The following is a 16,978-nucleotide window of genomic DNA, read 5'->3' as shown; positions in this document are numbered from 1 at the left end:
GCTCGCAGGAAACGACCGGCACCGGCGCCACCCGTCTCAGAGCGACAGGTAGGTCTTCAGCTCGTAGGGCGTGACGTGGCTGCGGTAGTTCTCCCACTCTGCGCGCTTGTTGCGCAGGAAGTAGTCGAATACGTGCTCCCCCAACGCTTCCGCGACGAGCTCAGAGTTCTCCATGGCCTCCAGCGCGTTGCCCAGGCTGGTGGGCAGCTCGCGGTAGCCCATGGCACGACGCTCCTCGGCCGTCAGGCTCCAGACGTTGTCCTCGGCCTGCGGGCCCAACACGTAGCCCTTCTCCACGCCGCGCAGACCGGCGGCCAGCAGCACCGCGAAGGTCAGGTAGGGGTTGCATGCCGAGTCGGGGCTGCGGACCTCCACGCGCCGCGACGACGCCTTGCGCGGGGTGTACATCGGAACCCGCACCAGCGCCGAGCGGTTGGCCGCGCCCCAAGACGCCGCCGTCGGGGCTTCACCGCCGTGCACCAGGCGCTTGTAGGAGTTCACCCACTGGTTGGTGACCGCGCTGATCTCGCTGGCGTGCTCAAGGATGCCCGCGATGAAGGACTTGGCCACGTCGGACAGCTGCAGCGGGTCGTCGGGGCTGTGGAAGGCGTTGGTATCGCCTTCGAACAGGCTCATGTGGGTGTGCATGGCCGAGCCGGGATGCTCTCCGAACGGCTTGGGCATGAACGACGCCCGCACACCGTCGGCCAGCGCGACCTCCTTGACCAGATACCGGAAGGTCATCACGTTGTCGGCCATCGACAGGGCGTCGGCGTAGCGCAGATCGATCTCCTGCTGGCCCGGTGCGCCCTCGTGGTGGCTGAACTCCACCGAGATGCCCATCTGCTCCAGCGCCTCGATGGCGTGCCGGCGGAAGTTGGGGGCCGAATCGTGCACGGCCTGGTCGAAGTAACCGCTGTTGTCCGCCGGCACCGGCACCGACCCGTCGTCCGGGCCAGGCTGCAGCAGGAAGAACTCGATCTCGGGGTGCACGTAGCAGGTGAAGCCCAGGTCGCTGGCCTTGGCCAGCTGCCGGCGCAGCACGTGCCGGGAGTCGGCCCACGACGGTGAGCCGTCCGGCATGGTGATGTCACAGAACATGCGGGCCGAGTAGTGCTTGCCCGCACTGGTCGTCCAGGGCAGCACCTGGAAGGTGGACGGGTCGGGCCGGGCGACGGTGTCGGATTCCGAGACGCGGGCGAAGCCCTCGATCGAAGAGCCGTCGAAACCGATGCCCTCCTCGAAGGCGCCTTCGAGTTCGGCGGGCGCGATCGCTACCGATTTGAGGTAGCCGAGGACGTCGGTGAACCACAACCGAACGAACCGGATATCGCGTTCCTCCAGGGTGCGCAGCACGAATTCCTTCTGGCGGTCCATGAGCGCAGCGTAGGCATCGGCTGTTAATTCTGTGTTACGGGCCTGCAAGGAGTTAGCAGGAGAGGTTGCCCGGGGAGCCCTGGGTGACGAAGAAGTTCAGCACCGCGGTGTCGACGCAGGCGTTCCCGTTGAACACCACGGTGTGTTGGGTGCCCTTGAACGAGATGAGCGCCGCGTCCATTTGCCGGGCCAGTTCCACCCCGGCCTGGTACGGCGTGGCCGGGTCGCCGGTGGTGGACACCACCACGACCTTGCCCGGCCCGGGCCCGGTGACCGGGTGGGGTGACGACGTCGCGGGCACCGGCCAGAGCGCGCAGATGTCCCGCGGCGCGTATCCGGTGAACTCGCCGTAGGACATGAACGGGGCGGCAGCACGGGTCCGCTGATCCGCGTCGGCCCACACCGCTGGGTCGGTGGGGAACGGCGTGTCGACGCAGCGGATCGCGGTGAACGCATCCTGCATGTTCTGGTAGTGCCCGGTTCCATCGCGGCGCCAGTAGTCGTCGGCGAGCAACAGCAGGTCGCCGGTGTCGGTGCCACGCGTCAACCCGAGCAGCCCGCTGGTCAGGTACGGCCAGTAGCGCGCCGAATACAGGGCGTTGCCGGTGCCGGTGATCGCGTCGGCGTAGCCGAGTCCACGCGGGTCCGCAGTGGGGTGCGGCGTCGTCACCAGTGGATCCACGAGCCCTTGGTACCGGCTGACGAACTGGGCAGGGTCGGTGCCCAGGGGGCAGTCGGCTGACGTCGCGCATTCCGCGGCGTAGGTGTCGAAGGCCTTCTGGAAGCCGGCGAGTTGGCGGACGTTCTTGGTGATCGGATCCAGGCTGGGGTCTATCGCGCCGTCGAGCACCATCGTGCGCACCCGGTTCCCGAACTGTTCGGCGTACGCGCTGCCCAGTTCGGTGCCGTAGGAGAAGCCCAGATAGTTGATCTGTTCCTCCCCCAGCGCGGCCCGCACCGCATCCATGTCCCGTACGGCGGAGGCGGTGCCGACATTGGCCAGGAACGGTGCGCCCATGCGGTCGAGGCACTGCTGGGCGAACTGGCGGTAGACATCTTCGATGTGGGCGACCCCGGCGGGGCTGTAATCGGCCATCGGCTCGCGGCGGTAGGCGTCGATCTCGGCGTCGGTGCGGCAGCGCAGCTCCGGGGTGGAATGCCCGACGCCGCGCGGATCGAAGCCCACCAGATCGAAATGATCGGTGAGTGGGGAGCCGGCCAGGGCGGCACCCATGCCGGCGACGGTGTCCACCGCCGAGGCGCCGGGGCCGCCCGGGTTGATGAACAGGGCGCCGATCCGCTGCCCGCTGGCGGGTATCCGGATGACGGCCAATTGCGCTTGTGCGCCTTGGGGGTCCGGGGAGTTCCAATCGATCGGAACGGCGACCGTGCTGCACTGCGCCGTCGGAATCCGTGCCGGATCTTGCACCCATTGAGCGCAACTTCCCCACTCCGGCCCGGATTCCGGCGCAGCAGCCGCGACAGGTACCGCGACCGGGCACACCAAGGCAGATGCGCTGAGCAGAGTCACCGCAAGGGCGCTCGCCGCCCGCCTACCCGCCCACCACACGGCAGTCATGGTCGCACGGCGGCCACCGCCGGGTCTGCGCCTGAGGCCGAGCAGAGATCGGCCGGAGACCAACCGGTGACTTTTGACGGTCGGGGCGGTCAGCAACGGGTTCCGGGCGGGGGCACCGTCACGTCGACGAGGTAGGTCGCGGCGATGTCGTCGATGCACTTGTTGCCCTGGAACACCACGGTGTGCTGGGTGCCCTCGAAGGTCACCAGGGTGCCGCCGAGTTGGCGGGCCAGGTCGACGCCCGCCTGGTAGGGCGTGGCCGGGTCGTTGGTGGTCGAGACCACCAGGGTCGGAGGCAGTCCCTTCACCGAGATCTCGTGCGGCTTGCTGGTGGGCGGCACCGGCCAGAACGCGCACGTGCCCATGGGCGCATGCCCGGTGAACTCGCCGTAGCTCATGAACGGGGCCACCTCTCGGGCCCGCCGGTCCTCTTCGACGACGGTGGCCCGGTCGGTGATCGCGGGCTTGTCCACGCAGTTCACCGCGACGCGCACGTCAGTCGAATTGTTGTAGTGGCCCTTGGCGTCTCGGCCCATGTAGAGGTCTGCCAACGCCAGCATGACGTCACCGTTGCCGTTCTTGAGTCCGGTCAGACCCTCGGTGAGGTGCCGCCACAGGTTCGGCGAGTACAGGGGCAGGATCGTGCCCACCGTGGCGTCGCTGTAACCCAGCCCGCGCTGATCGCGGGTCTTGGCGGGGTGCTCCACCAGCGGGTCGATCAGGCTCTTGTACACCTCGACGGCCTTGGCCGGATCGGTGCCCAGCGGGCAGTCGGGGTTCTTGGTGGTGCAGTCGGTGGCGTAGTCGTCGAAGGCCTTCTGGAACGCCGCGGCCTGACGGATGTCTTCTTCCACCGGGTCCGCGTTGGGGTCGACGGCACCGTCGAGGATCATCGCGCGGACCTTCTGCGGGAACTGCTCGGCATAGGTGGCGCCGATGCGGGTGCCGTACGAGTAGCCGAGGTAGGTCAGCTTGTCGTCGCCGAGGGCAACCCGGATGGCATCCAGATCCTTGGCGACGTTCTCGGTGCCGACGTTCTCCAGGAACTCCTTGCCCATCTTGTCGACGCAGCGCTGAACGAACTTCTTGGTCTCGTTCTCCAGATGCTCGACGCCTTCGGGGGTGTATTCCACCGTCGGGTCGGCGCGCAGCCGGTCGTTGTCCTCGTCGGAGTTGCACCACACCGCGGGTGTGGAGGATCCGACACCGCGCGGATCGAACCCGACGATGTCGAAGCGGTCCTTGACCGACTGCGGCAGGCCCGACAACAGGGAGACGGCCGATTCCACGCCGGATTCACCGGGGCCGCCGGGGTTGATCACCAGCGAGCCGATCTTCTGGCCCGCGGCCGGGAACCGGATCATCGCCAGGCGGGCGACGTCGCCGTCAGGCTTCGAGTAGTCGACCGGCACCGACAGCATCCCGCATTCGGCGTTGTCGGGGATCTGCACGTGGTCACCGGAGCCGGCGTTGCACGGCAGCCATTGCACCGGCGTGCCGGGCCGCGGAACGGCGATCTTGGCCTGGCCATCGACCACCTGGGTGCAGCCCGCCGCGGCCACCGCCGTCATTGCCAGCAGCGCGCCGAACCTCATCCTGAACTTCATGGCTGACCATGCTGCCATGGCACGACATCGCCGCAGGCCGGGCCTGGTCACGAGGTGCCCCGACGCTATCGGGTAGCGGCAAGGAGTTCGTCGAGCGCGACGTGGAAATCGTCGGCCATATCCCACAGGTCAGGCAGCAGATCCGGGCAGGACATGATGCCGACGTCGAGCTTGCCGGTCAGCGACATCACGGTGATGTTGAGCCCGGATCCGTGGAAGATCGGGCCCAGCGGGTACATGGCCTTGACCTCACACCCCAGTAGGTACAGCGGGTCCTGTGGCCCGGGAACGTTCGAGATGACGAGATTGTGTACGGGTTTGGCCCCGGACAGGCGGCTGGCCGCGTACACCCGCATCGCGGCGCCGAACACCGCAGGTGCCGCGAACTGGGTCCAGTCCTGCAGCAATGTCGCTCCGATCGCGGAACTGTGTTGCTTGGCAACGGAATTCGATTGGGCGATGGCCCGCAGGCGCTCAGCCGGATCCTCGATGTTGGTCTCCAGCTTGGAGAACATCCCCGACACCTGATTGCGGCCGGGCCGGTTCGAGCGGTCGTGCACCGATACCGGCACCATCGCTACCAGCGAGCTTTCCGGCAGTTCACCTCGGTCGTGCAGGAAGGTGCGAAGCACGCCGGACACCAGCGCCATCACCACGTCGTTGACCTTGACGTCGAAGTGGTTCTTGACGGTCTTGATGTCATCGAGGTCCAACTGGGCGAACGCCACGCTGCGCTGGCCGGTGATGTTGGTGTTGAACGCAGTCTTCGGCGCGTTGAAGGGGGCCGCCATCGCCTGCCCGTTGATTGCCCGGCGCACCGTGTCGATGACCGTGCTCGCCGTGGAGGGCAGCACGTTCGCGAGCTTCAGTGGCCGGCTCACGAACCTGAGTGCCCCGCTGATGGCGATCTCGGCGCCGGTGGCACCGCCCACCCCGTCGACCGGGTCCGGGGGCGGCGCATCCGCCACGGTCGTGCACAGCTGCGACATCAGGTTGGCGCCGGTCACCCCGTCGACGCCGGAGTGGTGCACCTTCGTCATCAGCGCCAATCGGCCCCCGGCGTGAGCGTCGGTGCCCGCCACGTTCTCGATGACCCACATCTCCCACAACGGCCGGGTCCGGTCCAACGGAAGCGACGCGATGTGTCCGCAGATCTCGGACAGCTCGGCCCGCCCACCGGGCCCGGGCAGGCCGATCCGGTGCAGGTGCCGGTTGACGTCAAAGTCCTTGTCTTCCACCCGCACCGGGTGGTCGAGATTGAACCGGCTGTCGGCCAGCTTCTCCCGGAATTGCGGCATCGCCTTGATGGTCAGGGTAAGCGCGTCACGCATCCGGTCGAAGGTGTAGCCGCCCGGCATGGTCGAGGTGTCCAGTTCCAGCACCGAGCACACGTGCATGGGCTGCGCAGCAGTTTCGAGGTACAGGAAGCTGGCGTCGAGTCCGCTGAGCCGTTGCATGCCGCTGATGTTAGGGCTCCGCGCACGAACTGTGAGGAAATCCACTCGAACGTCGCTTTGGCGTTCAATACGTGCAGTGGCAGACTTACATTTGTCAGCCGAACCCGGGGACCGCAGAGCGGCCTCGAGGATCGAACCGACCATCACAAGGGACGACGATGTCTGAACAGTCTGTTTATGGTGCTTCCGATTCTGTCGAAGCCAAGCCGCGCACCAAAGTCCGCACGCTGACACTGCAAAAGTGGAAGTCCGAAGGCCACAAGTGGGCGATGCTCACGTGTTACGACTACTCCAGCGCCCGGGTATTCGACGAGGCCGAGATTCCGGTACTGCTGGTCGGCGACTCGGCCGCAAACGTGGTCTACGGCTACGACACCACCGTGCCGATCTCCATCGATGAGCTGATCCCGTTGGCCCGCGCGGTCGTCAAGGGCGCCCCGCACGCCCTGGTGATCGCCGACCTGCCGTTCGGCAGCTACGAGAGCAGCCCCACCCAGGCGCTGGCGACCGCCACCCGCTTCATGAAGGAGACCGGCGCGCAGGCCATCAAGCTCGAGGGTGGTGAGCGGATGGCCGATCAGATCGCGACGCTGTCCGCCGCGGGCATCCCGGTGGTCGCGCACATCGGCTTCACGCCGCAGAGTGTCAACGGGCTGGGCGGGTTCCGCGTGCAGGGTCGCGGCGATGCCGCCGAGCAGACCATTCACGACGCGATCGCCGTGCAGGAAGCCGGTGCCATCGCGGTGGTGCTGGAGATGGTGCCCGCCGAGCTGGCCACGCAGATCACCGGCAAGTTGACCATCCCCACCGTCGGCATCGGGGCCGGCCCCAACTGCGATGCCCAGGTGCTCGTCTGGCAGGACATGGCCGGACTCACCAGTGGTAAGACCGCCAAGTTCGTGAAGCGTTTCGGCGACGTGGGCGGCGAACTGCACCGTGCGGCAACGCAGTACGCCCACGACGTGGCGTCCGGGGTGTTCCCGGCCGAAGAGCACTCTTACTGATCTCCCCCGCCGAGATCAACGAAAACGTCGCTGGAGAACGGATTCAGCGACGTTTTTGTTGATCTGGCGGTGCGTTGATCCGTGTGACGATTGGGCGTGTGAACAGCGACCAGGACAAGCCCGCTGACGGCGCCCCACCGAGTCGAATTGCCTCGTTCTCTGCCGGCGCCGCCATTGTCCTGCTGTTGTCGGCGATTGCACTGGCCGTCTGGAGTCGCCTCGACGCCAAGTTCGGCGTGGTCGGCGATGCCGCTCCCCCTTCGGGCGTCGACGAGCATCCGTGGAACTCGGCCACCTTCCTTTCGGTGTCGGCAGCCGTCGTCGCCGTACTGCTTCTGATCCCCCTTCAGCGCACCATGCGGTCTCGGGCTGCGGCCCTGCCACCCCGTTGGGCCTCCGTGGGCGTAGTGGCGGTCTGCGCCCTCGTGTTCCTCGCCGCATTCAGCACCGGCGCGCTGGGCTACGTCCGGGAAGTCATGAGTGAAGGCCCCATCACAGCGGCGCTGCCAGCGGCGATCGGTGCCTGGGTGCTTGCCATCGCAGGTGCAGTCGCCACGGTGTTCGCGGGCTTCGGGCTGCCCTGGTGGACTCGACGCGTGAAGTCGGCGCTGGTGGTCGGTGTCGTCGTCGCGGTCGTGGTGTCCGGGGCAGTGGCCGTCGCCGCGGGGTTCGCCGGTAACGACGCCAGATTCATCGACGCGACCACGGCGGATCGAGTCGACGTTCCGCCGTACCCGACAGCGCTCGGCCAGCACAGATTCAGCGTGAAACTGCCCGGGGCACGGCCAGCTATCGACCGGCGAAATTACGAAATCTGGCCTGCGGGCCCGGGCTTCATCGTCAGTTACGCCGGCGCTGTCACGGCATATGGCGCCGACGGCAACGAGCGTTGGCATTACCGCAGAACCGGGCCCGCAGACGCCATCATGTCGGCGCGGGTCTACGACCGGGGCGCCACCGTGGTCATAGCGGACCTCGGTGCGGCGCCGGCCCGTTCGGAATCTGTTCTCGTGGGTATCGACGCGATCACCGGGCAACGGCTGTGGACCCGCCGCGACGCCCGGTTGACGTCAGCATTCCTCGCTGAATCAGGCCTCTATGACGCCGATCCGTTCCTCGTCGACCGCACCGACGAAACCTGGACCCGGTTCGATGCCCGCACCGGGAAAGCCATGTGGTCGGTGACCAATCCCCGGGGTGATTGTTCTGAGCAGCGCGCCGCCGATACCGGCAACCGGCTCACGTCCCTGTTGTGGTGCGAGCGCGAGACCGAGGGGCATCGCGTGGTGGACCACCGGATCCTCGCGGCCGATCCGCGGAACGGTGAGAAACTCTGGGAGTACACGTATCTGCCGGACGTACCCCTCGATGACGAGTCCTGGCGCGACTATTCGATCTACCCATTTCCGACCGGCTCGGACGGGATCTATCTGGAGGTCAGTGCAAGCGATCCGCAGCGCGCGACCGACTACTACGTCGATCCGGGCAAGGAGCTCATAGTGGCGCTCCCGGCGGATGTCGACGCACTGACCACACCGGCGCCCGCCGAAGACTTCCTGGTCCGCCACAAACGCAATCCACCCACAAGGGACTCCGCGCTGTCGGTGTATGGCAGCGACGGGAAACCGCGATGCACCACCACGACGCCGATATATCCCGGAGGCAGGCTGCTGCCCAACCGCAGGGAGTCCAGGGTCGGCTACGTGGCGTTGCGCGATGGCTTCGTGGTCTACGACTACGGCCCGGACTCCAGGTCCGACGAACATTCGTTCTTGCGGATGTTCAGCAATACGACCTGTCAGCCGATGTCCGAAGTCCCCTTCGACGCGATCCTCGGACTGGTGGCCGCGCCCGGCGTCTTGTTGGCACTACGCCAGGACGTTCCCGACATGGAGACCGTGGTGATCGAGGGCTATGCCTGAGTGTTGGCGGCCTGAGCGTTCACGGCCCGAGCGCCTAGGCGAAGTCAGGCTTGCGCTTGGCCAGGAAAGCATCGACGCCCTCGCGGCCGTCGGCGGAGTTGGCCCGCTCGGCGATGAACCGCCCTTCGGCAGCCATCTGCTCTTCGAGGCTGTTCTTGAACGAGGACACCAGCAGCGACTTGACCGCGCCGTTGGATCCGCCGGACCCGGTGGCCACCTGCTCGGCCAGTTTGGCGGCACGCGCGGCCAGTTCGTCGCCGGCGACCACCTCGGTGACCAGTCCCCACTCCTGCGCCTCGGTGGCCGAGAGCGTGCGGTTGGTGAGGATGAGTTCCTGCGCCCGGCGCAAGCCGACGAGTCGCGGCAGGTGATAGGACGCGCTGCCGTCGGGGCTCAGGCCCACCTTGGTGTAGGCCATGGTGAAGGTGGCGGATTCGGCGGCCAGGACCAGGTCACCGGTCACCGCGAGGCTGAACCCGGCGCCGGCCGCGGTGCCGTTGACCGCGGTGATCAGCACGGCGTCCATCCGGGCGAACGACGAGATGGCCTGGTGCAGGTCGTCGGCGACGCCCTTGATGAACTGGCCCCGGTCGGGTGCGGTGGCGAACGATTTCAGGTCGCCACCCGCGCAGAAGAACCGGCCCGCACCGGTCAGCACCACGACCTTGGTCGCAGGCGTGTCGCAGCGCCGCGCGGCGTCGGCCAGTTCGCGAGTCATGGTGTCGTTCATGCCATTCGCGGCATCCGGGCGGTTCAGCGTGATGTATGCGACGGCTCCGGACTGTTCGAACGAGATGGCTTCATAGGTGGGCTCGGTCACGGCCCGAACTCTAGCGGGCCGGGGTTTGCGGCGGTCGCACCCCCAGTCGAGCCGCGGTGGCAGTCACCAGCGGACTGAAGTCGCCGTCGAACCCGAGGATCCGCAGCGCCGCCTCCGCGATCACCCAGGGCTGCGCGGGCGTGCCCTCGACCTCGTCGGAGCGGGTGTTGACCACCGATTCCACCAATCGGAACGGCAGGTCGGCGGCCGCGGGTGGACCACCGCACTCGGCGATCACCGCGTCTGACAATCTGCGGTACACCTCGCGAAGCTCGGCGCGTCGTTGCCGGAACGGCGCGAACCGGTCGGTCCGGAGCTCGGGAAGCAGATAGAGGGCACCCAGATTCCACCGTCCCGCACACAACTGGCGCGCATCGGCGACGGCGAGGATGTGCAGGCGTTGTGCCGCCGTACCCGCGCCGTCGAGCAGTTCGGCGCCCAGGCGGAGGGCCTCGTCGACGGTGCCGGCCAGCAGGGCGTCGAGGATGTCGTCCTTGGTGGCGAAATGGTGATACAGCGAGGCTTGTCGCACCCCGACCTCGTCGGCGATCCGCCGGGTCGAGGTGCTGGCGTAGCCGTGGTTGGTGAACAGTTCGGCGGCGGCGTCAAGGATCTGTTCCCGGGCAGTCGTGCCCGGTCGCCGCGGCCGCTCCAGCCGCGGGCGTCCGCGCCCGGCACTGGCGCTCGCCGGTGTCGTCTCAGCCCCCATGCCAGCAACAGTAAGAGACGTCTGCGGACATGACCGTCAGCGCGGTCGGGACAGCGCCAAGTCTTGATGTTGCTGTGACCGGACACCGGTCGTGGCACCCACCCGAATATGGCACGCTGGTGCCATCCGATCTCCCGCCTCCGGTGCACAGCGAAGGTGACTATGGCTCCCGGCAAATCCAAGACCGCGAGATACACCGAAATCGAGCGGAAGTTCGCCGTCACCGAGGACACCGTCTCGCCCTCGTTCGAGGGTTTGTCGGCCGTCACCGAGGTGGAACACACCCCGACCCAGCATCTGGATGCGGTGTACTTCGACACCCCTGATCGCGACCTGGCAGCGCACCGCATCACGTTGCGGCGCCGCACCGGCGGCGACGACGCGGGCTGGCACCTGAAGCTCCCGGCCGGGGTCGACACCCGCACCGAGGTCCGCACGCCTCTGGGCGCGGGCACCACCACAGTGCCCGAGGATCTGCGCGACATCGTGCTGGCGATCGTCCGGGATCGTCCGCTGGCCCCTGTGGCCCGGATCAGCACCGCACGCCACGTCGAGGTACTGCACGGAGCGGACGGCGTCGCACTGGCCGAATTCTGTGATGACCGGGTGACCGCTTCGGCCACCGAAGGCGAAGAACAGAGCTGGCGCGAGTGGGAGCTGGAACTGCTCACCGCCGACGTGCCCGACGACCTGATGGACCGCCTGTCGAACCGGCTCGCGGATGCCGGCGCGGAACCGGCCGGGCACGGTTCGAAGCTGGCCAAGGTCCTCGGTACCGACCAGGCCCCGGCCCCGACGCCCCCGGCTGATCCGGTGCACCGGGCCATCGCCGAGCAGATCGACGCGCTGCTGGAGTGGGACCGGGCCGTACGCGCGGACGCCTACGACTCGGTACATCAGATGCGGGTGACGACCCGCAAGATCCGCAGTCTGCTGCAGGAGTCCAAGGACTCCTTCGGGCTGGATGACGACGGCTGGGTGCTCGACGAGTTGCGGGCGCTGGCCGCTGTCCTGGGTGTGGCCCGCGATGCCGAGGTGTTGGGCGAGCGCTATCAGCGCGCACTCGACGAGATGCCCGCCGAGCTGGTCCGCGGTCCGGTGCGCCAGCGTCTGGTCGAGGGTGCCAACCGCCGCTACACCGCGGGTTGGCGACGTTCGCTGCTGGCGATGCGGTCACAACGCTACTTCCGGTTGCTGGACTCACTGGAAGAGTTGGTCGGTGCCGAGAAGCCCGAATCTGCGGACGGCTCTGCGCCATCGGTGACCATCGACGCCGCGTACAAGCGGGTACGCAAGGCGGCCAAGACCGCCGCGGCGGTGGCTGCCGAAGATGCCAGCGCTGAGGAGAAGGATGAGGCGCTACACCGGATCCGCAAGGGCGCCAAACGGCTTCGTTATACCGCGGCTGCCACCGGGGCGGACAAGGTGTCCGATCGGGCGAAGAGCATCCAGTCCCTGCTGGGCGGCCACCAGGACAGCGTGGTGAGCAAGGCACACCTGAGCACCCAAGCCGATGCCGCACATGCCGCCGGCGAGGACACCTTCACCTACGGGCTGCTCTATCAACAGGAGCACGACGCCGCCCAGCAGTCCCGGGCGTTGTTGGACGACGCGCTGAAGAAGTTGGCCAAGGCGGTGCGCAAGGCCCACTAGGGGGCTGAGGGCGAACGAGTTGGCCTGTAAGCCGGATTCTGTCCCCCGCCCCAGAGGGCGAGGCGGCGACCATCCATCTGGACACACCGTCGCCGGGTGCCTCGAGCGGCCTACCCGCAGGCTCGGGCGAGCAGCCCTCGAACGCCTGCGCGGCCGCAACCAGGTTGCGGCCTTCTTGGCCTTGCTTCGGGTGGGGTTTGCCTAGCCACCCCGGTCACCCGGGGTGCTGGTGCGCTCTTACCGCACCGTTTCACCCTTACCCCTGGCCGCAAGGGCTCAGGTGGCGGTCTGTTTTCTGTGGCACTTTCCCGCGAGTCGCCTCGGATTGCCGTTAGCAATCACCCTGCTCTGTGAAGTCCGGACTTTCCTCGACACCCGAAGGTGCCGCGGCCGCCCAGCCAACTCGTTCGCGCTGGTCAGACTACCCTCAAAATCATGGCTCAGGTGCCACCGGCACGATATTTGCTCCGCGCGAAGGATCTGGCGGACGCCCGCTACGCGGATCCGATCACCGTCGACGACCTTGCCGCGGCGGCCGGCTTGTCCCGGGCGCATTTCAGTCGCATGTTCACCCGCACCTTCGGTGAGTCTCCGCGCGCCTATCTGCAGAGCCGGCGGCTGGAACGGGCTGCGGCGCTGCTGCGCAACACCGACCGCTCGGTGGCGGACATCTGCGTGATGGTCGGCCTACACAGCGTGGGGTCGTTCACCACCAGTTTCGCTCGCGTGTACGGCAAGCCTCCCGCGGCCTATCGCGCCGGCCTGCCGCCTGCGATGCTGCGCGCCCCGGTGCCCAGTTGCATTCTGGCGCGCGATACCCGGCGGGCCCACACCGGCCGAGCCAAGACAGCACAAACGGAGAAGACGGCCGGGCCAGAGCGGACGTAGCGTCTGCTCATGATGAAAATCGCTTACACGCATCTGTGGGTTCACGATCAGGAAGTCGCGTTGAAGTTCTGGACCGAAAAGGTGGGAATGGAAGTGCGCGAAGACGTTTCGTTTCCGGAGGAGATGGGCAACTTCCGGTGGGTCACGGTCGGCCCGCCGGGACAGGAGGACGTCGGCATCGTGCTGATGGCTGTACTCGGCGAGCCCGTGATGGATGAATCGACCCGCAAGCAGGTCCAGGATCTGACCGCAAAGGGCTTCGCCGGCACGGTCTTTCTGACCACCGACGACTGCCAGAAGAGCTACGAGGAGCTCACCGCCCGCGGCGTCGAGTTCACCGAGCCGCCCAATCAGATGCCCTACGGCATCGACTCCGGGTTCCGTGACCCATCGGGCAACAGCATCCGGCTGACCCAACGCACGGACTAACCCGCGTGACCAAGCCGCGGTGACTAAGCAGCGGCCGCGCAGCGCGCGAACTCGATCGCGACCCGCAGCTCGGTCACGCTCTCGTACCTCTCGACTGGCCCGGGTGGCGGCGGGGCGGCGGACCGATAGGCCACCCCCGTCGGAGTGACGAATTCGGCTGTATGGAAGCCATTCTCGTCACTGGTCGTCACCCTCCACCCGGGTGACTCTTTGACGTAGTTGCACCGTTCGCATTCGCCGAGACCGTTGCGCGCACTGGTGGGACCACCCCCGGCATGCGGTTGGGCGTGGTCGTGATGGCGGATCGGCGCGTCGCAGTACGGGGTTCTGCAGGTCTGATCCCGCAATCCGATGAATTGGGCCAGCGCCTTGGGAAACAGCCGCGACCGCGACTCCATCGCCGCCAATGCACCGGACACCGGATGCCGGTAGAGCCGCCGCAGCGTCGCACGCGACCGTTCGTCGGCCACCGCGTCACTCACGAGGGAACGGGCCACCGACGCCGGCACCGGCCCGTATCCCTCGACCACGGCCGGGTTCTCGTCGCCCGCCAACAGGGTCTGGTCGGAGAGCAACAGATTGACCGCTACCGGCTCAGGCACCGTGGCAGGGCGGCCGGTCACCCGCTCTGCCACGGTGTCGGCCATCACCTGCCCGCGGGTCCGACCGTCGAACGTCGTATCAGCGCTGCGTTTGAGCGCCGCATACACGCCGACGCCCTTCTGCACCGGCAACAACACCGTCAGCCGCGCCATGCAGTCCGGCGCCGGCCGGATCCAGACATTCCGGTCCTCTGCCGCCTTCGCCGCCCGGTCGACGACAGCCTGCGGATCCAGGCGGTACGCGATCTTCTTCGCGTCCGCTTCAATTCGCTTGTCACCCATACCGTCGAGCTTCGTGACGTCGGCGCACATCTCGGCGTCCAATTCACGCCGATCCTCGACCGACAGGCACGCCGACTCCCGCACGATCAACGTGGCCCGCCATTCTGACAACACACCGGACTCCAGCGCCGCCAACGTATGCGGCATCTCGTACACCAGCGCCTTGGCGAACCCGAGATGCCGACTCCCCCGGTTCGGCGAATCATGACGAGCCAGCGCAACCTCCGAAGCCACCCCGCGGCCCAGTTTGGCGCGCGACACTCCCGCCGCCGCCTCGGCGGCCCGGCGCTTCGCGTCCAACAGGGCCGCACACCGGGCCTGCCCGGCAGCCGCGGCCGACTTGGCCCGCTCGAGTTCCTCGATGCGCCGATGCAGCGTCGCCTCGTCATCATGCGGGTTGACCTGCGACAACCTGGATATTTCGAACATATTTTCGACTATGCCACAGCGGTATGACAAGTCGATTCAGCCCAATCGACGTAACACCATCACGTTGTCGATCAGGACGCCGCGCTGCCCGTCCGGTCCCGTCGCCTCCCGCTCATCGGCGTCCACCCGGACGCGTTCCCAGTGCGCTTCGTCGAGGTTCAGTGAGTCGACCACCTCGTCGGCGCTGGGGAACGGAAATTTCCGGACATGCTCGGGAGCCCAAGGCGGGGCGGCCCCGTGATCGACGACGACCAGCAGGCCGCCGTCGGCCACCGTCCCGGCGGCGCGACGCAGCATCGCGGCGCGATCCATGCCGATCGGAGACTGCAGGAACTGGGCCGAGACCAGGTCGAAGCGACCGTCGGGAAGGCTCTCGGACAGGTCATGGCGTTCGAACGTGATCCGTTCCGCCACACCACGTTCCCGCGCCTCGGCCGCGGCCCGGGCGAGCGCGGTGTCGGAGACGTCGACTCCCGTGACCTCCCAGCCGTGTTCGGCGAGCCAGACGGCGTCGCCGCCCTCACCGCAGCCCAGATCGAGTGCCCGGCCTGCGGGCAGGTCCTGGGCGATCCTGGCCAGCTGGGCGTTGACCCGGCCGCTCCAGATGCGGCCGCGCTGCCCGTAATGCCGTTCCCAGTACTGGGCGGTGACCGCCGTCTGTGCGGGCCACGGCGCCACCGGCAGTCCGACGTCTTCGCCGAGCAGGTGCTGTACGACGGCGGCGCCGGCCTGGCTGCCCGATGCGACCGCCGCGGCCACCTGGGGCATCTGGGCGCTCAGGTCACCCGCGGCGAACAAGCCGGGCACCGAGGTGCGTGCGAACCCGTCGACGAGCAGCGCATCAGCGGCAATCGGTCCGGGCGCCGAGACCGCCCCGAGTTGTGCGGCCAGCGGCGAGCGCTGGTGCAGTGTGGCGGCGACGAGCGCGCCGCGCCTTGCCAGCCGCGTGCCATCGGCGAATTCGACCGCCTCCAGTTCACCGTCGCGGGCGATGAGGCCGGCGATCGGACGCTCGTCGACACTGATTCCGGCCGCGTCCAGCTGTTTGACCTGCGCGTCGTCCAGTCCGCTGTCCCCGTCGGTGAGTACCACCAGGTCTTCGGTCCAGCCGCGCATCATCAACGCCGAGTGCACCGCACGGTCACCCTGGGCGATCACGGCGACCGGCGCGTCGCGCATCTCCCAGCCATGGCAGAACGGGCAGTGGAAAACCGAACCACCCCAGAGACCGTCGAGCCCCGCGATGTTCGGTGCGCGGTACTCCATGCCGGTGGCCAGCAGCACCGTCCTGGCCTGCTCGCGGCTTCCGTCGGCCAGCTCGAGGGCGAATCCAGGCTCACCGCGTACGACTTCGCCGGTGCGCACCTCCACCGTGGGGTAGGCGGCCAGCTCGGCGCGGCCGGCCGCATAGAGGTCGGCGGGCGGACGGCCGTCACTGCCCAGCAGACCACCGATTCCGTGTGCGGCCAGGTTGCTCTGATTCGCCGCGTCGACGAGCAGTACGCGCCGACGGGCCCGGCCCAGCACCAGCGCCGCACTCAGTCCGGCCGCCCCGCCACCGACGATTACGCAGTCCCAAACATTCTCCATGCCTTCGAGCTTGCCCAATCACATGGCAAAGTGCCAAGCTAATTTGCCATGAAGGCAAACGCAGCCGAGCCGGCCGACATCGACGCACTGGTCCGCAGCCGGCTTCGCGAGTTGCGGGCCCAACGCGGGCTCACCCTGGAAGACGTTGCGCGCCGCGCCCAGATCGACGTCTCGACGCTGAGCCGGCTGGAATCGGGCAAGCGCCGACTGGCCCTGGATCACCTGCCCCGCCTGGCCGCCGCGCTGTCGGTCAGCACCGACGAGTTACTGCGCGCGCCGCAGGCCGAGGACCCCCGGGTCACCGGCAGCTCACACACCCACCACGACATCACCTACTGGCCGTTGACCCGGCAGGGCCCGGCGGCCGGGCTGCACGCCTACAAGATCCGGATCAGTGCCAAGCGCCGCAAGCCACCCGCCGAATTCCCGGTCCACGAGGGACGCGACTGGATGTACGTGTTGTCGGGCCAACTGCGCCTGATCCTCGGCGAACAGGACTTCGTCGTCAATCCCGGTGAGGCCGTGGAGTTCTCAACCTGGACCCCGCACTGGTTCGGGGTCGTCGACGGAGCGGTCGAGGCGATCACGATCTTCGGCCCGCACGGCGAACAATTACACCTGCACGCCTGA

The 16,978-nt window shown here is 67.6% G+C and carries 14 protein-coding genes and 1 other RNA gene; 6 read left to right on the top strand and 9 right to left on the bottom strand.

The features are described 5' to 3' along the window. Positions 1 to 36 precede the first annotated feature (36 nt). From glnA to AC4ELH_RS20520, 4 genes are all read right to left on the bottom strand, one after another. A complete protein-coding gene (gene glnA, locus AC4ELH_RS20535) occupies positions 37 to 1,377 on the bottom strand; it encodes a type I glutamate--ammonia ligase (protein ID WP_064959828.1) in 1,341 nt (446 codons plus the stop codon). Between the two features lie 52 nt (positions 1,378 to 1,429). Beyond that, the gene (locus AC4ELH_RS20530) at positions 1,430 to 2,956 is read right to left on the bottom strand and encodes an alpha/beta hydrolase (RefSeq protein ID WP_498886325.1); all 1,527 of its coding nucleotides are present in this window, start codon (positions 2,954 to 2,956) and stop codon (positions 1,430 to 1,432) included. A gap of 89 nt (positions 2,957 to 3,045) precedes the next feature. Beyond that, a complete protein-coding gene (locus AC4ELH_RS20525; RefSeq protein ID WP_236732067.1) occupies positions 3,046 to 4,563 on the bottom strand; it encodes an alpha/beta hydrolase in 1,518 nt (505 codons plus the stop codon). A gap of 65 nt (positions 4,564 to 4,628) precedes the next feature. Further along, positions 4,629 to 5,960, bottom strand: a complete 1,332-nt coding sequence (locus AC4ELH_RS20520; RefSeq protein WP_498886394.1) for a WS/DGAT/MGAT family O-acyltransferase — start codon at positions 5,958 to 5,960, stop codon at positions 4,629 to 4,631. Positions 5,961 to 6,178: 218 nt separating this feature from the next. Here AC4ELH_RS20520 and panB point away from each other — a divergent pair, with 218 nt between their 5' ends. Both panB and AC4ELH_RS20510 read left to right on the top strand, forming a co-directional pair. Next, complete coding sequence (gene panB / locus AC4ELH_RS20515) at positions 6,179 to 7,024, top strand: 3-methyl-2-oxobutanoate hydroxymethyltransferase (protein ID WP_055115148.1); 846 nt, start codon at positions 6,179 to 6,181, stop codon at positions 7,022 to 7,024. A gap of 98 nt (positions 7,025 to 7,122) precedes the next feature. Continuing rightward, positions 7,123 to 8,946 (top strand): outer membrane protein assembly factor BamB family protein, encoded by a 1,824-nt coding sequence (locus AC4ELH_RS20510; RefSeq protein WP_448443254.1) that lies wholly within the window; start codon positions 7,123 to 7,125, stop codon positions 8,944 to 8,946. 34 nt (positions 8,947 to 8,980) lie between these two features. On the opposite strand, the gene AC4ELH_RS20505 is transcribed toward AC4ELH_RS20510, so the two are convergent. Further along, entirely contained in the window at positions 8,981 to 9,766 is a 786-nt protein-coding gene (locus AC4ELH_RS20505; protein ID WP_064959824.1) for an enoyl-CoA hydratase/isomerase family protein, read from the bottom strand. A gap of 10 nt (positions 9,767 to 9,776) precedes the next feature. Next, positions 9,777 to 10,475: a TetR/AcrR family transcriptional regulator gene (locus tag AC4ELH_RS20500; protein WP_463791296.1), complete on the bottom strand. Its 699-nt coding sequence runs from the start codon at positions 10,473 to 10,475 to the stop codon at positions 9,777 to 9,779. A gap of 162 nt (positions 10,476 to 10,637) precedes the next feature. Between AC4ELH_RS20500 and AC4ELH_RS20495 the strand changes: the two genes are divergently transcribed. Continuing rightward, positions 10,638 to 12,128, top strand: a complete 1,491-nt coding sequence (locus AC4ELH_RS20495; protein ID WP_498886321.1) for a CYTH and CHAD domain-containing protein — start codon at positions 10,638 to 10,640, stop codon at positions 12,126 to 12,128. 11 nt (positions 12,129 to 12,139) lie between these two features. On the opposite strand, the gene rnpB is transcribed toward AC4ELH_RS20495, so the two are convergent. Beyond that, positions 12,140 to 12,534, bottom strand: an RNA gene (rnpB, locus tag AC4ELH_RS20490) — RNase P RNA component class A. Positions 12,535 to 12,563: 29 nt separating this feature from the next. Here rnpB and AC4ELH_RS20485 point away from each other — a divergent pair. Both AC4ELH_RS20485 and AC4ELH_RS20480 read left to right on the top strand, forming a co-directional pair. Beyond that, positions 12,564 to 13,016: a helix-turn-helix transcriptional regulator gene (locus AC4ELH_RS20485; RefSeq protein WP_055115158.1), complete on the top strand. Its 453-nt coding sequence runs from the start codon at positions 12,564 to 12,566 to the stop codon at positions 13,014 to 13,016. A gap of 9 nt (positions 13,017 to 13,025) precedes the next feature. Further along, entirely contained in the window at positions 13,026 to 13,445 is a 420-nt protein-coding gene (locus AC4ELH_RS20480; RefSeq protein ID WP_498886320.1) for a VOC family protein, read from the top strand. A 23-nt stretch (positions 13,446 to 13,468) separates the two neighbouring features. Here the strand turns inward: AC4ELH_RS20480 and AC4ELH_RS20475 are convergent, their stop codons facing one another. Then, positions 13,469 to 14,758: a DUF222 domain-containing protein gene (locus AC4ELH_RS20475; RefSeq protein ID WP_498886318.1), complete on the bottom strand. Its 1,290-nt coding sequence runs from the start codon at positions 14,756 to 14,758 to the stop codon at positions 13,469 to 13,471. 36 nt (positions 14,759 to 14,794) lie between these two features. Further along, complete coding sequence (locus AC4ELH_RS20470) at positions 14,795 to 16,348, bottom strand: FAD-dependent oxidoreductase (RefSeq protein WP_498886316.1); 1,554 nt, start codon at positions 16,346 to 16,348, stop codon at positions 14,795 to 14,797. Positions 16,349 to 16,396: 48 nt separating this feature from the next. On the opposite strand from AC4ELH_RS20470, the gene AC4ELH_RS20465 reads away from it, so the two are divergent. Beyond that, positions 16,397 to 16,978 carry a helix-turn-helix domain-containing protein gene (locus AC4ELH_RS20465; protein ID WP_064881638.1) on the top strand — a complete coding sequence of 194 codons (582 nt, stop codon included), beginning with the start codon at positions 16,397 to 16,399 and terminating at the stop codon, positions 16,976 to 16,978.

It is taken from the genome of Mycobacterium shunyiense, from assembly GCF_058270075.1.
The sequence above is the reverse complement of the archived record's forward strand: the minus strand, read 5'-3'. Positions and strand labels throughout refer to the sequence as shown.

Excerpts from the sequence above, each read along its gene's own strand:
- AC4ELH_RS20475 (WP_498886318.1), bottom strand. The coding sequence starts at position 14,758 with ATGTTCGAAATATCCAGGTTGTCGCAGGTCAACCCGCATGATGACGAG.
- AC4ELH_RS20520 (WP_498886394.1), bottom strand. The coding sequence starts at position 5,960 with ATGCACGTGTGCTCGGTGCTGGAACTGGACACCTCGACCATGCCGGGC.
- AC4ELH_RS20525 (WP_236732067.1), bottom strand. The coding sequence starts at position 4,563 with ATGAAGTTCAGGATGAGGTTCGGCGCGCTGCTGGCAATGACGGCGGTG.
- AC4ELH_RS20480 (WP_498886320.1), top strand. The coding sequence starts at position 13,026 with ATGATGAAAATCGCTTACACGCATCTGTGGGTTCACGATCAGGAAGTC.
- AC4ELH_RS20485 (WP_055115158.1), top strand. The coding sequence starts at position 12,564 with ATGGCTCAGGTGCCACCGGCACGATATTTGCTCCGCGCGAAGGATCTG.
- AC4ELH_RS20470 (WP_498886316.1), bottom strand. The coding sequence starts at position 16,348 with ATGGAGAATGTTTGGGACTGCGTAATCGTCGGTGGCGGGGCGGCCGGA.
- AC4ELH_RS20500 (WP_463791296.1), bottom strand. The coding sequence starts at position 10,475 with ATGGGGGCTGAGACGACACCGGCGAGCGCCAGTGCCGGGCGCGGACGC.
- AC4ELH_RS20530 (WP_498886325.1), bottom strand. The coding sequence starts at position 2,956 with ATGACTGCCGTGTGGTGGGCGGGTAGGCGGGCGGCGAGCGCCCTTGCG.
- glnA (WP_064959828.1), bottom strand. The coding sequence starts at position 1,377 with ATGGACCGCCAGAAGGAATTCGTGCTGCGCACCCTGGAGGAACGCGAT.
- AC4ELH_RS20465 (WP_064881638.1), top strand. The coding sequence starts at position 16,397 with ATGAAGGCAAACGCAGCCGAGCCGGCCGACATCGACGCACTGGTCCGC.
- AC4ELH_RS20495 (WP_498886321.1), top strand. The coding sequence starts at position 10,638 with ATGGCTCCCGGCAAATCCAAGACCGCGAGATACACCGAAATCGAGCGG.
- panB (WP_055115148.1), top strand. The coding sequence starts at position 6,179 with ATGTCTGAACAGTCTGTTTATGGTGCTTCCGATTCTGTCGAAGCCAAG.